The 14,128-nt window shown below is 52.0% G+C and carries 11 protein-coding genes; 6 read left to right on the top strand and 5 right to left on the bottom strand.

Translation table 11 applies throughout. From position 1 onward, the window contains the following. Nucleotides 1–114: 114 nt before the first annotated feature. On the top strand, nt 115–1,209 hold the full coding sequence (locus tag DWB84_RS07410; RefSeq protein ID WP_187409138.1) for an efflux RND transporter periplasmic adaptor subunit: 1,095 nt from the start codon (nt 115–117) through the stop codon (nt 1,207–1,209). Beyond that, a complete protein-coding gene (locus tag DWB84_RS07415; RefSeq protein WP_187409139.1) occupies nt 1,206–4,292 on the top strand; it encodes an efflux RND transporter permease subunit in 3,087 nt (1,028 codons plus the stop codon). Before DWB84_RS07410 ends, DWB84_RS07415 begins: the two co-directional genes overlap by 4 nt. Nucleotides 4,293–4,607: 315 nt before the next feature. Here the strand turns inward: DWB84_RS07415 and DWB84_RS07420 are convergent, their stop codons facing one another. Next, on the bottom strand, nt 4,608–5,078 hold the full coding sequence (locus DWB84_RS07420; protein WP_187409140.1) for a hypothetical protein: 471 nt from the start codon (nt 5,076–5,078) through the stop codon (nt 4,608–4,610). Between DWB84_RS07420 and DWB84_RS07425 the strand changes: the two genes are divergently transcribed. Further along, nucleotides 5,077–6,864, top strand: a complete 1,788-nt coding sequence (locus tag DWB84_RS07425; RefSeq protein ID WP_187409141.1) for a hypothetical protein — start codon at nt 5,077–5,079, stop codon at nt 6,862–6,864. The two genes, DWB84_RS07420 and DWB84_RS07425, sit on opposite strands and share 2 nt — an antisense overlap. 127 nt (nt 6,865–6,991) lie before the next feature. Here the strand turns inward: DWB84_RS07425 and DWB84_RS07430 are convergent, their stop codons facing one another. Beyond that, on the bottom strand, nt 6,992–8,002 hold the full coding sequence (locus DWB84_RS07430) for a hypothetical protein (RefSeq protein ID WP_187409142.1): 1,011 nt from the start codon (nt 8,000–8,002) through the stop codon (nt 6,992–6,994). A 96-nt stretch (nt 8,003–8,098) separates the two neighbouring features. Continuing rightward, a complete protein-coding gene (locus DWB84_RS07435) occupies nt 8,099–9,322 on the bottom strand; it encodes a multidrug effflux MFS transporter (protein WP_187409143.1) in 1,224 nt (407 codons plus the stop codon). A gap of 61 nt (nt 9,323–9,383) precedes the next feature. Here DWB84_RS07435 and DWB84_RS18990 point away from each other — a divergent pair, with 61 nt between their 5' ends. Then, nucleotides 9,384–9,506: a hypothetical protein gene (locus tag DWB84_RS18990; protein WP_255428894.1), complete on the top strand. Its 123-nt coding sequence runs from the start codon at nt 9,384–9,386 to the stop codon at nt 9,504–9,506. Nucleotides 9,507–9,535: 29 nt separating this feature from the next. Here DWB84_RS18990 and DWB84_RS07440 read toward each other — a convergent pair whose 3' ends face one another. Further along, complete coding sequence (locus DWB84_RS07440; protein ID WP_187409144.1) at nt 9,536–9,973, bottom strand: DoxX family protein; 438 nt, start codon at nt 9,971–9,973, stop codon at nt 9,536–9,538. A gap of 172 nt (nt 9,974–10,145) precedes the next feature. Beyond that, the gene (locus tag DWB84_RS07445) at nt 10,146–11,405 is read right to left on the bottom strand and encodes a DUF4382 domain-containing protein (RefSeq protein WP_187409145.1); all 1,260 of its coding nucleotides are present in this window, start codon (nt 11,403–11,405) and stop codon (nt 10,146–10,148) included. A gap of 266 nt (nt 11,406–11,671) precedes the next feature. On the opposite strand from DWB84_RS07445, the gene DWB84_RS07450 reads away from it, so the two are divergent. Together DWB84_RS07450 and DWB84_RS07455 are read left to right on the top strand one after the other, a co-directional pair. Beyond that, the gene (locus DWB84_RS07450; protein WP_187409146.1) at nt 11,672–12,511 is read left to right on the top strand and encodes a DUF6502 family protein; all 840 of its coding nucleotides are present in this window, start codon (nt 11,672–11,674) and stop codon (nt 12,509–12,511) included. After that, complete coding sequence (locus tag DWB84_RS07455) at nt 12,511–14,073, top strand: DUF5666 domain-containing protein (protein WP_187409147.1); 1,563 nt, start codon at nt 12,511–12,513, stop codon at nt 14,071–14,073. The genes DWB84_RS07450 and DWB84_RS07455 overlap by 1 nt, the downstream gene beginning before the upstream one ends. The last annotated feature ends 55 nt before the right edge of the window (nt 14,074–14,128 follow it).

Consider the following 14,128-nt stretch of genomic DNA (forward strand, 5'->3'; position numbering starts at 1 on the left):
TTTTTTGACCCCCAGAGGGCGCACCTCGTTTTTTCTTTACATTTCCCCTGTTGTTGAAAATCCCGCTCCGTCGTAATGTTGCCCCCTTTGGTCAATCTCCCAAGGAACCGATTGATGTCTGCTTCTCAAAAGAAACTCTTGTCCTGGCCGCCATCTCCGCCGGTCATTGCTGTCGTTCTTTCATTGGTGTTGGTGATCTGGTTATTCGGAGGTGAAAAGCAGCGCGCGCGGGAAACGCCGCCTGGGGAGCAGGTAAAGACTGAGCAGCGTTTAGCCGAAGTGGAAGTGCACTGGTCGCAAGCCCAACCGGCAGAGCGCGAGCAGGTGGTGCAGGCGAGCATCACCGCGTGGCAGCTGGTAGATGTCAAAGCGCAGGTCGCCGGCCGGGTGGAGCAACTCCTCAAGCAGCAGGGTGATGTAGTCGCAGCGGGCGATGCCTTATTGCGTCTGTCCGATGAAGGGCGAACCCAGAAGTTGGCGCAGATGCGCGCGGATGTGCGTCTGCGGGAAAAGGAATTGGAAGGCGGTCGTACTCTGATTTCCGACAAGCTGATTTCTCAGACCGAGTTGGCCCGTTTGGAAAGTGAACTCGCCAGAGCCCAGGCAGAGCTCGCAGCCGCGGAGCTGGCGGTGGCCTACAACCAGCCCAAAGCGCCGTTTGGCGGTCGGGTGGATCGCCGTTATGTGGAAGTTGGTCAGTTGGTGCAGCCCGGCGAAGTTTTGATGACGGTGGTGGATGCCACCAAAGTCAAAGTGGCGGGTCAGGTTCCTCAATTGCAAATTGGTCAGATCCAGCCCGGCCAGAAGGCAACCGTCACTTTATTGGATGGGCGGGAAATGCATGGGGAGGTGCATTTCGTCAGCTTGGCTGCAGAGGCTGGGACGCGCAGTTTTTACGTTGAAGTCCACGCGCAGAATCCAGAGCTGTGGCGGGTAGCGGGCGCGAGTGCCACTTTGCGTATCCACCAGCCCGCGGTTAACGCTCATCGCGTTTCACCGGCGTTGCTCAGCCTCGGCGAAAGAGGCGAATTGGGAATCAACATAGTGAACGACGCCAACGTGGTGGAATTTCACCAGGTCCAGGTCATTGGTTTTGAAGGCGACGGCACGACCGTAACCGGATTGCCGGAGCGGGTGCGTCTGATCACACAGGGAGCGGGCTTTGTGCGCCCCGGAGACAAAGTGGAAACGCGTGAGGCCGCCGAATGAAAGCCATAATTGAAGCGGCCATCGACCGCGGCCGGGCGGTCACGACGCTGCTGATCTTTTTATTTATCGCCGGCCTGACCGCGTATAAGGTCATCCCGAAGGAGGCCAACCCGGACGTTGCCATTCCGATGATGTACGTCTCCATGACTCTGGACGGCATCAGCCCGGAGGACGCCGAACGCCTGCTGGTGCGTCCCATGGAGCACGAGCTGCGCTCACTCGAAGGTGTGAAAAAAATGACCGGCATTGCCAACGAGGGCCACGCCTCGGTGATGCTGGAATTCGATGCCGGATTTGACGCTGACAAGGCGCTGCAAGATGTGCGCGTCAAAGTGGACGATGCGCGCGCAAAGTTACCCAGTGAAGCCGATGAGCCTTCGGTGCACGAAATCAACGTAGCCCTGTTTCCGGTTTTGTCCGTCGGCCTGGCGGGCCCGGTTTCCGAAAACGAGCTGGTTTATATCGCCCGCCGCCTGCAGGAAAACATTGAAGGTATCGCCGAAGTGCTGGAAGTGGATATAGGCGGTGACCGCGAAGATCTGCTGGAAATTGTCGTGGACCCGCTCGCTCTGGAAACCTACGGCATCGATTATCTGCAACTGTTCAATCTCGTCTCCAACAACAACCGTCTGGTGGCAGCAGGTAGTTTGGATACCGGGGCAGGGCGCATGGCCATGAAGGTGCCGGGGGTGATCGAAAATCTCGACGACATCCTCAATATGCCTATCAAGGTCAGCGGCGATACCACCGTAGTGTTTCAGGACGTCGCCACCATCACCCGTAGCTTTAAAGATCCGGCCGGTTTTGCCCGTATCAACGGCAAGCCCGCGGTAGTGCTGGAAGTTAAAAAGCGCGCTGGTGCCAACATCATTACCACGATTGAAAAAACGCGTGCCGTTATCGAAGAGGCCAAGCAGTATTTCCCCGCAGGCATGGAGGTCCATTACATCATGGACCAGTCCACCGAAGTGGAAAATATGCTCTCGGACCTGTTGAACAACGTTCTGACCGCCGTGGCGCTGGTGATGATCATTATTGTTGCCAGCATGGGGATGCGCTCGGCGATTCTGGTCGGCATTACGATTCCCGGCTCATTTTTCGCCGGCATTTTAGTGATCTGGATGATCGGCTACACCATGAACATCATTGTGTTGTTCTCCCTGATTCTGGTTGCCGGTATGTTGGTGGACAGCGCTATTGTGATCACGGAAGCGGCCGACCGAAATCTGGCTGCAGGCTTACCGCCTAAACGTGCATGGGGAGAAGCTTCTTCCCGCATGGCATGGCCGGTGATTTCCTCCACCGCCACCACCCTCGCGGTGTTTGTGCCGCTATTATTTTGGCCGGGCATTGTCGGCCAATTTATGAAATATCTGCCGGCGACGGTCATTATTTGTTTGATTGCGTCCTTGTTTATGGCGCTGATTTTTTTGCCGGTGCTCGGATCGGTCACCCAGCGCAAAGCCGCGCCGCATGATGTGGAGCTGAGCGCGTTTGGCCGCTGGTATGCGGCGGTGTTGCAAAAATCCTTACGCCGCCCCGCCATTACATTTTGCATTGTGATAGCCGGAGTTATAGCCACCTATGTCGCTTACGCCCGCTTAAATCACGGCGTGGAATTTTTCCCTTCCATTGAACCGGAATCCGCGCAGGTATGGGTGCGTGCGCGCGGCGATTTATCCATTTATGAACGGGATAAATTATTGCAACGCGTTGAAAATCGCTTGCAGGGTTTACCGGAAGTAAAAGCGCTTTACGCCCGCTCTTTGGTCACGGCTGGCAATGAAATGCCGCCGGATGTTGTTGGCGTTTTGCAATTTCAATTTATCGATTGGCATGAGCGCCGCCCGGCGGTTTTGATTCTCGATGAAATGCGCGAGCTCACCAAAGATATTCCGGGTGTTTTATTGGAATTCCGCCAGCAGGAAAATGGCCCTTCCAGCGGCAAACCCATCGAATTGATTGTCACCAGTATGGACCCGGAAGATGCCGATCAAGCGGCGGATATTCTGATTGCGCAAATGCAGAAAATCGGCGGCTTTGTCGATATTGAAGACGACCGCAGTTTGCCGGGTGTGGAATGGCGAATCGAAGTTGATCGCGCGGAAGCGGCGCGTTTTGGCGCGGATGTTTTGACCGTCGGCAACGCAGTGCAAATGGTTAGTAACGGATTATTGCTGGCGAAATATCGCCCGCAGGACGCCAGTGACGAAGTGGATATCCGCGTACGTTTTCCGCAGAGCTGGCGCACCCTCGATCAGGTTGAGCGTTTGACGGTCAATACCGCACGCGGTCAGGTGCCGGTAACCAATTTCATTAAATTATCGCCAGCGCCCAAAACCAGCGTGATCAAACGTGTGGATGGCAATCGCGCGATTACCATCAAATCCGATCTCGCATCCGGCCAACAGGTTGCCGAGCGTTTGAAAGCTTTAATGGATAGCGCTCCAAAATTACCCGAAGGTGTGCAGATAAAAGCGGCGGGTGAAAGTGAAGATCAACAAGAAGCGGCGAATTTTCTGGTGAGCGCATTTATCACCGCGATTTTTTTAATGCTGATGATTTTGTTGTTCCAATTTAATAGTTGGTACGAAACGATGTTGATCATGTCGGCAATTGTGCTGTCGACGGCGGGCGTCTTGTTGGGATTATTAATTAACGGTCAGTCCTTCGGTATCGTAATGGTCGGTATGGGCATCATAGGTCTGGCGGGAATTGTGGTGAATAACAACATCATTTTGATCGACACCTACAACCAACTCCGCTCGCAACGCAATTCCGCGGTGGAAGCCGCATTCGAAACCGGCTGCCTGCGTCTGCGCCCGGTATTGCTCACCTCGATTACCACCGTTGTAGGTTTGATGCCCATGGTGCTGGCGGTGAATATCAATCTGCTCGAGCCCAGCCTCGGCTTTGGCGCACCCTCGACACAGTGGTGGACGCAATTATCCAGCGCCATCGCCGGTGGCTTGGCGATTGCGACAGTGCTTACCTTATTCTTTACGCCGTGCATGTTGGTGTTGGGAGAAAATGTGCGTGAACGGCTGAAGCGGCTTCGATCGAAAGAGCCTTTGGCTGATTAAATGCCCTCTCTGAACTAAAGGCGCTTTTTGAGCGCCTTTTTCTTTGCTCGCTCCCCTTATTAACTCTCCGAATATCCTTCCGATTGTAAGTCTGGTCGGGGTGGGAGTTTTATGCTGTGAATTTTTGGTATTTCTTCTAAAGCTTCCTATACTCATAAACGCAAACAGCGATACCGGCACTGGCGCCGGCCACGACTCGCCGAATCTTTGCCGTGCGGGATTTGGCACGTCAATTATTCGACGTTGATCTAGGTCCTGCATTCTGCCGCGGGTGGTGTCGTATGCTCTCAAAGAACATGGAGAATATTTGATGTTTCAAAAACTTATGGTGGCATTGTGCGTGAGTGCAATGTTGGCTGGTTGCAGCAGTTCAGATTCCGGTAGCCGGGAAGCGCCGGGTAAGGGTTCCAGTTCATCATCCAATTCGAGCAGTTCGTCTGGTTCAAATTCGTCATCCAGCTCCACCGGTGGCGGTGCTGTCTCCAGTAGCTCTTCTAGTGGTTCCAGTGGTTTAGTGGGCAGTTCCAGTTCTTCTTCGGGAGGCTCCAATAGCGCCAGCTCGTCTACCAGCTCCGCGTCGAGCGGCGTAGTGCCGGGCGACTCTTCCAGCAGCTCAAGCTCTTCTTCATCAAGTAGCAGTGCATCCTCAAGTTCCAGCTCTAGCTCAAGCGCATCGTCGACAAGTTCGAGTGGCGGTGAGTCGGGAATTGAAATCAGAGGTACAGTAACGGCACCGGCGGCCTCGGTAACACGATTTAAAGATTTCAGCTTGGTCCGGTTTGTCATGAAATTGTTTGTCGGTGATGTCACTGCGGCGATGACCGGTCTCGAACCCGTTGGAGGTGCAAAAGTAGAGCTAATTCGTCTTGATAGTGAAGGCAATCAAGACGGACCGGTGTTGGCATCTACGGTAACTTCCTCTACCGGACACTACACGCTTGTACTGCCAACGGGAGTAGATCTCGCCGGTAATTTAGTCGTGCGCATTACAGGTTCAGACGTTGGTGAGATGCGCGCACAAGTGGTGCAAGAGAAGGTGAATATCTCTCCTGTATCAGAATTTATTTTGCGTAAATTTATTGATGAAGGTACTGATCTTTTGATGCTGAAGCCGACGGCAGTGGTGAAATTGTCCGCTCATGTGGAAGAGTACGATCTAGCTGCCAGCGGCGATCTTTCTACGTTGTTTGAGCAGCTTGAGGCGTCCGTTGGAGAGTTTATTGAAAGTCAGATAGCGACGCTTGATATCCATGAGGTGGACTCGACCGTTCTCAATGGTGATTACCACAATATCTCTATGCAAATCGAAGTGCATGACTCCGATAACAATCCGTATGGAAGTTTCGGGGTTAAGATGGTGAATGTCGACCTTGCCTTCACTGGCGATCCAAATGGCTCAGTTGATATCGCTTATAAAAATAGACGGTCCGGTGAAGGCCTGCTAAGTGGTGGTAGCGATGATGCTTTTCTGAAATATACACTCAAAATTAGCAACGACACTGGATCGTTTCCTGCGCTTTTTTCCCATCCTAATGTTTTATTAATAGAGCGTGAATTTGAGGAAAATATTGAGGGCGAGTGGGGGTGGCGATGGCCTCCGGTAACTCATCGAGTACAAAAAGTTCGCGATCAAAATTTGTTCTTTCAGTTGCCTCAAGAAGCAGCTATACGCTATGCCACATTGGATACCAATGGCGATTCAATTAACGATGCTGTGAACCCTGACGCCCGTTCTGGTGATGAAATTGTTCGTGGTTTAGATGTCTTCTTTAAACGAGCAAAAAGTGGAATGGCGACGGAAGATTTGGATGGTGCTTTTGGTCGTGTCGCCATTAATATTTTGATGGAAAATGACGGCTATATAGAGATGGAAGTGAGTAATAACAAACTGGTTTTTGCTAACGGCATAATGAACTATGCACCAACCTATCGGAATCGCCTGAGTCGAGATATTAACGGGCGCCTTGAATATGATACGGAGCTTGGAATCAGCAGAGAGATGGAGATTGAGGTTATGGACGATGGTCAGCTTAAAATCGCGGGAAATCTTATCGATGGCTATCTCAACGAAGAGGCCAATTTTTCAGTCTTTGGTGAGGTTCTATCTGATGAGGCGTCAGGCCATGAGGAGGTGGAGCTTGGTCAAACGTACTTTATAAAATTACCGGAGAGTGCGCCGGATCTCACGAACAAGCGTTATCGTTTAATGTTTGTTACGACTGGTTTTGCCGGAACAGGTGTCAAGGTGAACAACTCTCGCTTTAATTCCTTTATAACCTGGAAAAACAATAAAGAGGGGGTGGCTGACTTGGAAATGAGTATCATCTCCAAAATAGAATTTTACTCCGACATAGTGCCCAGTACTCGTTCGGTTAAGTTGGACGCAAGAGCAGAAAGTGTGGAGGGAGATGCGACGCTTATCAGCATTGCCGATGCGGACGGAGAGCTTCGCCTGCGTGGCTATTGGAGTGAAACGGCCAGCTATGGAATCTTTACTGCTGGTTTTGTCCCGGAAGGACAAGAGTCGCCTGTTTCCTTAGGCTTGGCGTATTTAATTGAGGTTGAAAAATAACCTTGTTGACCAACAAAAATCAAAAACGCCCGCGCTTCGCGGGCGTTTCTTTTTCTGGGGGGAAGTTTCTTATAGCAAGCATGTCAAAAAAAACTAATTTTAAGAAAGCTCACCAAAAAATGATGAGCTATTTCTTCTCCACCTTCACCAAAATTCCCATGTGATCCGTATAAGCCGCAGCTTGCTTTGACGCAAACGACAATTGGGTGAAGTATTTCACTTTGATGGATTTAACGGTTGCGGAGTTGTAGACGGCGACGTCGAATTTTTTGGAGTTGACGGAGTTGGTGCCGGAGTGAAGAACGGGTTTTTTGGCCCATGTGTCGGTTGGCAGAATATGGCCGGAGGTGTGTCCGTCGAGGAAGGTTAGATCCAAACCTTTGCTGATAACGTCGGGGCTAAAACTTTCGCTGGACTGATTGGTGTCGCCCATAACGAGATCAATAACCCCTCCATGGGGAGCTTGCAGAACGGCATTTTTAATTTTTTTATAGAAGGTGATGGCTTGATCCCGTTTGGTTGCAAGGCTGTTCGGAACATGGACGAACACCACAATCACGCCTTTGCATTTTGCCGCGCACCAGCCTTCGCCTTCGGCAATAAATTTCACATGGCTGTCGGAGCCGGAGCTGTGCAGGCTGAAGCAGTTGCACGCTTTGGTGCGAATGGAGGATTTAACGCGCTTGCCGGCCGTTGCCGTAATGGAGCCCCAATCCGGATGGGTGGAATCCAATTCGCCAAAGACAATTAAATCGCACTGCGCATGCACGTCGCGATACGCCTGCTGATAAATCTGTAGCGCCTTGCCCTCCACCATGCTGAGGGTTCTGGATTTGGCTTCCTGAAAACCCTTATCCGTTTCATCATCCGCCGCATCGCGTTTGCGCTTTTTACTCGGTTTGTTTACATCCATGAAGGCCGCGTCTGCGACGGGCACCAATTGCGCAGGTCCCTGCAAAGCCACATGGGGTTCGATATCCGTATTGGCGGGATATTTCAGTGCGCCGCTCTTTTCTGGATAAAGTGCAGCCAAAGTTCTCTGCGCTTGGCGCAAATGCGCCTGAGATGTGCTGGCGGCCAAACCGTGTTCTGAGGCGGAGTTGGAGTTCAGCGACTGATATGCGATCACTGCAGTCATGGGATATTCCTCTTTTGTGTGCCCGGGCAGCATATAAGCCCGGAATTCCCCCGTCCACATGGACAGGGGGATATTGAGGAATAATCAATGAACCTGTTATGCGGCTTTAGGCGCAGAACAAGCGGAAGCGGGTTTTACCAGTAATGCGATGGTGAGTGCCAATAAACCCAGCAGCAGAAATCCACCCACCAGTGGCACCAGAGTTTGATTAAACAGCTGCCCGATCAAGGTTCCGGTGGAGATGGAAATCACCGACGAAATGGCGCCGATCAATGCGGAGGCGATGCCTGCGATATGGCCCATAGGTTCCATGGCGAGGGCGTTCAAATTACCGAACAGCAAACCAAAGCAAAAGAAAATCGTCGCGGCGTAGGTCAGGAATAGCCACAGCGGCACCGCAATAACAAATTGCGCCAGCAACAGCAGTGCCGAAGTCGAGCACAGACAGATGAGCGCGGTAATGCAAATGGAGCGAGGGCCGAAGCGGCGCACCAGGCGCGAATTGGACAGGGATGCCAGTCCGAGCGTAAAGGCTAGTGCGCCGAAATAAATCGCAAAGGCGTCGCCCACGGCGTAGATATTTTGAAAGATCTGCAAGCAGGAATTCAGATAACCAATCAAAGCGCCAAATACTAGGCCCGCGCAAATCATATAGCCCACAGTGGTGCGATTGGTGAGCACGGTGCGGGCGCCGTTTTTGATATTGGCGATGGAGAAGGGCACGCGGCGGGATGGCGGCAGGGTTTCCTTAAGGCGGAAAAGGCTCCACAACATAATGGAAAGACCGTAACAAAATAGCAGGCCAAAAATATATCGCCATGATCCCAGCATCAGCATAAATTGCCCGAGCGTGGGCGCTATAACCGGCACCATAATAAAAATCATCATCACCAGGGACATGATGCGAGCCATGGCATAGCCGCTGCAGCGATCGCGCACTATGGAAATGGTCGACACGTAGGGACCTGCGCCGGCAAAGCCTTGCACAAAGCGACCGATCAACATTTGCTCCAGACTGTTGGCAGTCCCGCAAATAACCGTGCCGATCAGGTACAACACAAAGCTCATGAGCAGCAGGCGTTTGCGCCCGAGCGCATCGGAGAGCGGACCACATAGCAATTGCCCAACCGCCTGCCCGCCAAACACGGCGCTGATAATAAGCTGCGCATGATTGGGATTGCTGATACTGAGATCCTGGCCTATGACCCCCAGGGCGGGCAGCATGGCGTCAATCGACAGTGCCACCACCGACATAATGGCGGCCATAAGCACAATAAATTCTTTACTGGGAAGGGAATCGGGTGGAGAAAGCTGACTCATAAAGGCGCCTAATAAACTGCAAGCAAAGACGATGTAGAGCGAATAGCTGGAGGACGCGGAAATGACCGGAAAGCTACAAGCGCTGATCTACAGCGATAACCCTTGTCGAACTGCAAAACATCAAATCGACAAAGGGCGGCCAGCCTATAAAACCGCCAAAAAGGATGCAACTGCTTTGTTATGAACGGCGTGAATTCCGGAAATATGAGTGGATTATTTTAGAAAAAATCTATCTACAGCAAATTTCCCTGCGCCGTGAGCAGCAAAATACAGCCCGCTAAAAACGAGGCATGCAGATGCAAACGAAGCGCGTATGCCACTTTGGGAGTCGACCATCACAATTGCCACTGCAAAATTGATGGCACAGATAATTCCGCCCCAGCGAATCAGTAATCCGAGAATAAACGACACGCCGACAAAAAATTGTGCCCATACCGAAAGGCGCGCCATAACCGGGGGATAGGGAAAACCAAAATGGCGAAGAAAATCCTCGAATTCCTTCATGTGAGCAGCGCTGGTGATATTGTCCAGTACGCCCCACACCAAAAAACTGCCGATCATAAGGCGAAGTAACAATAGTGTTGTGTTATCGAAACGGGCGAGTGGAGTTAGGAAAACGAGAGCAGTGCGGGAGGTATTGCGGCTGGCCATAGGATCCACCTTGGGGTTGTAGCGCGAGGGGATTTTATACCAGAGGTCGCAAGGAAAATTGTGGGATTGGCGCGGGCTTGAAAATGCGTGAAAGGCCGAAAAATCCCTCGCTCAAACAGCGAGCGAGGGTCGGCAATTGCCAGTCAGGTGAACACAGGCAATCCGTCGAGGTTTAAACTTCGACTTCTTCTACCGGAGTTTCTGGCTCTACCGGAGTCTCAGGTTCTACCGGAGTTTCTGGCTCCTCGGGAGTTTCAGGTTCTACCGGAGTTTCGGGCTCTTCAGGAGTTTCGCCTTCAACGGGTGGCACTGGTGGTTTTGGGCCTTTGCCAGGTGCTGGATGCCATTCCTGTTCGCCGGTTTCACACCATTTTTTGATATGTGGTGGGATTGGACGAGGTTTAACAGTTTCGCTTCCTTCAGCCACATCTGTTTCTTCGGTTACTTCTTCTTCAACCGGTTCTTCAGATCCGCCATTGGCAATCTCGTCACAGATGCTTTCATCCCATTCTTCATGCGGAGCATGGGGAGGGAAGGGATGCTCGTGTTCTTGGCGAGGTTCGATGGTGACGGGCTCGAGAACGGCGAAGGTCAGTTCGTTGACTTCATCCGGAACGTCAGAGGCGGCATCACAGGTGTAGGCTACGGTGTATTCACCGGCTTCCAGGAAGCCGACGTGATAGTGGTATTCACCGTGCGGAGCCAGTTTCACCAGCGCGCTTGCGACTGGATCAGATTCGCTGCCGTTGACGTCGGTTGGGATGGCATTCGCACCGGCGAAAACATACACAGCACCCAGGTCGACGGAAGGATCGGCACAGAGATCAGCGATCAACGCTGGATCCAGATCGCCATGCAGATGGCCCGCGTGATGGTTGTGAACCAGATGCAGATGTGGTTTCAGAATTACGTAGTCTTCAGCAGCTTTCAAAGACTTGCGCAAATCGAAATCGATGGTGAATTCCGCTGGCTCGTCTTCAACCAAGGTGAATTTTTTAGTGATGTGCAGGCCGTGGTCAGCTTTGCCTTCCAGTTCCAGCTCTTGGATGGTGCCGTCTTCGAATTCCACGTAGGAATCCAAAACGTCGTCTTTCACTGCGGTGATATGCAGATGAATGCCGTCGTATTCACCGGGTTCCAGCTCAAGACCGTTGATCAGGTCGGTAACTGCTCCTTCCTGCAGATCCAACAGGTTGATGCTGCGTGGCTCATCGAACTCAACCACTATGGCTTCAGCGCCTTTGGGTTTGATGGAAACACCAGTCAACTCAATCACAACAGCAGTGGCTGAGTCGACTGGGCCATCGGTAAGTGCCAGTGAGAATGGAACGGTGCTTGTGGTGGTAGAGGCATTCTCGTTACCACCGCAGCCGCTCAGCATCAGAGCAGGCACGGTGAGGATGCTCATTGCTAACGCTTTTTTCAAAAACATGGTCTTGTTTCTCCTAAAGGTTTTGGACCAGCCAAGGGTTGCCCAGCCAACTTTGTGTTGGGCTGGTCGACCTTCTTGGCCAGAGATTCCCACGTCGCCTTACCCCCGTATAACGACGTGGTTTTGACACTATAATCCCAAATTTCCCGGGAATAATTTCGACTGAGTCACAAAAGCATGTAGGTGGCGCCATTTTTTGACGTTTTTGTCCCATAATTGGCGCTGGTTCAAAGGGTTCATACATCCGCTGGCGGTATCACTGAGTTATGACGAGCTCTGCACATCAGGCGCTTTCGCGTGCGCTTTATAAGGTTTTGAGGCCGATGGTCCGGCTGTTGATGCGGCATGGAATGTCGTACCGGGCGTTTTCGGAAGTCGCGCGGAACGTATTTGTGGATGTGGCGGAAAAGGAGTTTTCGTTACCAGGACGCAAACCCAGTAATTCCCGCACGGCGGTTCTGACGGGAATCAATCGCAAGGACATCGCCAAACTAAAAAGCCGGCCACACCCTTTGTCCGAGCACAGCCAGGATGCCCCCAACCCGGCCGCGCGAGTCATTACAGCTTGGACAAACGACCCGCGTTTTCACGATGAGACGGGCAATCCCAAACCGCTGCTGGTGGAAGAGCAGCCGACACAAAGCGACAGCTTTACAACTCTGGTGAAGGATTATTCGAGCGATGTTCCGGTGCGGGCATTGATCGATGAGCTGTTGCGTATAAAAGCTGTTGCACGAGACGGCGATCATGTACAGCTACTGGTTAGCGCTTATATACCGATTGAAGACATGGCGGAAAACCTGCGCATTTTTGGTACTGCAGCAGCGGATCTGTTGAAAACCATGGACCACAACATCGGCCGTGAACCACCCGGCCCATTTCTGCAGCGCACCGTGTCATACAACATTTCAGCTGACGACCTAGAAACGATTCGCCAACGCTGCCGCGAAGAAGGGCAAGCGTTGTTGCTGCAAATCAACGAATGGCTGAGTGAATTCGAGCGCGAGAAATCGGATGCAGCCGGTCAACAAACTTTCCGTGTCGGCGTGGGGGTGTATTACCTCGAAGGCCCCAGCCCGGACGAAATCGGGGACAAGAAAATCTAATGAAAAACATAGCGCGATATTTTCTCGTTGGAGCGGTTTTGCTCAGTGGTTGTGATTCCAACAACCAGGATGAATATGCAGGCGGTATTGAAGGCACTGGCGATCGCGTCACTTTAGCGTCGGCCTATGGCACGGTTTCAGGTTTTGGCAGTGTCCACGTCAACGGTGTGCATTTCGATACAGATACTGCAGAAATCATTATTGCCGATGAAGTTGCCAGCGAAGATGAACTTGCGGTCGGCATGGTGGTGGAAGTCACCGGAGAAATTGCTGCCAATGGTAAAAAAGGTGTGGCAAAACGTGTCCGTGCTGAGCGTGTGTTACTCGGCGTGATCGAGTCCGTTGATGAAGTGGGGCGCGGTCGTAAAGCGCTGAAAATATTGGGGCAGAAGGTATATATCAACGAGGATGCAACCATTGTTGGAACCAACTTTGCGGATTTGACTGCAGGGCTTGGCGTTAGCGTCAGCGGTTTTGTCACCGATAACGGCTTGGCTGTTGCCACCTATCTGGAGCAGCGGGATATAGATATCGAAACGGCGAACCTGGAAGTGGAAGGCTATATCACTTCTATTGAACCCGAGGCGGAATTCTTTTTACTGAATGAATTGCGTGTAGCCTTCGCGGGTGCGGAGTTTGTCGGCGGTACTGAATCTGATCTCGCTGCCGGAAAACGTGTACGAGTAAAAGGTAAGTTGGATGTAGAGCAGCAAATCTTGACGGCTGCGCGCGTTAGCTTTGTAAAAGATCACGCAGCTGGTATTGATCACCGCGTCAGCGTGGAAGGTGTTATTCGCGAATTGCGCGCTGGCTCCTTCCGCATCAATACCACTTTGGTGGAATTACAAGGAGCGCGAATTGAAAATGGCTCGGCAAGTGATATCCGCGAAGGTGCGCAAGTGGTGGTATTTGGTCCGCTGGTGGAAAATAAAATCCGCGCCGAGCGCATTCGCATAAAACCGGTAAATAGCACGCGATTCAAAGGATTGGTGGAAAATATCGATCGTTCATCGCGCACATTTCAGGTGATCGATACCGATTTTCAGGTCACACAGTTTACGCAATACAAAGATGACTCCCAGGCAAAAGAGCGGCACTTTAATTTCTCCAGCTTGCGCGATGGAGAAGAGGTGGAAGTATTTGCGGTGAGTGTCGAAGGCGTTTGGCAAGTCACCCGTATTATTCGTCTCGATCAACCACTGATGGGCGCACGGGATATGTTGCGCGGCGAGATTTCCGATATAGATGAAGCCAATCGCAGTTTTCGTCTCGGGGATTTTTATATAGATGCAACCGAAATTCCGCCGCATGAGTGGAATGAAATTCTGGCGCGTGAAGGAACGCTGAATGTGGATGTCGACGGTTTTTATATAGACGACGCACAATTCCGCGCGACTCATGTGCATTTCCACCCCAAACCGCCGTGCAGCCCACATGTCTTTTATGACTGCGAGCAGAAACCGCCGGGCCCAAAAGGTGGTGAGGCAGTTCCGCCTATAGAGGCTGTCCCACCTGTGGAGCCTGTTCCAGGCGCTAAACCCTTTGGGGCACCTTCCCGTTAAGCGATTTAAACGACTGCGCTCTGCTGACTTTTGCGATCAGGTGCAATACACCTGA

This window comes from Saccharophagus sp. K07, from assembly GCF_014336955.1.
GTDB lineage: Bacteria > Pseudomonadota > Gammaproteobacteria > Pseudomonadales > Cellvibrionaceae > UBA5868.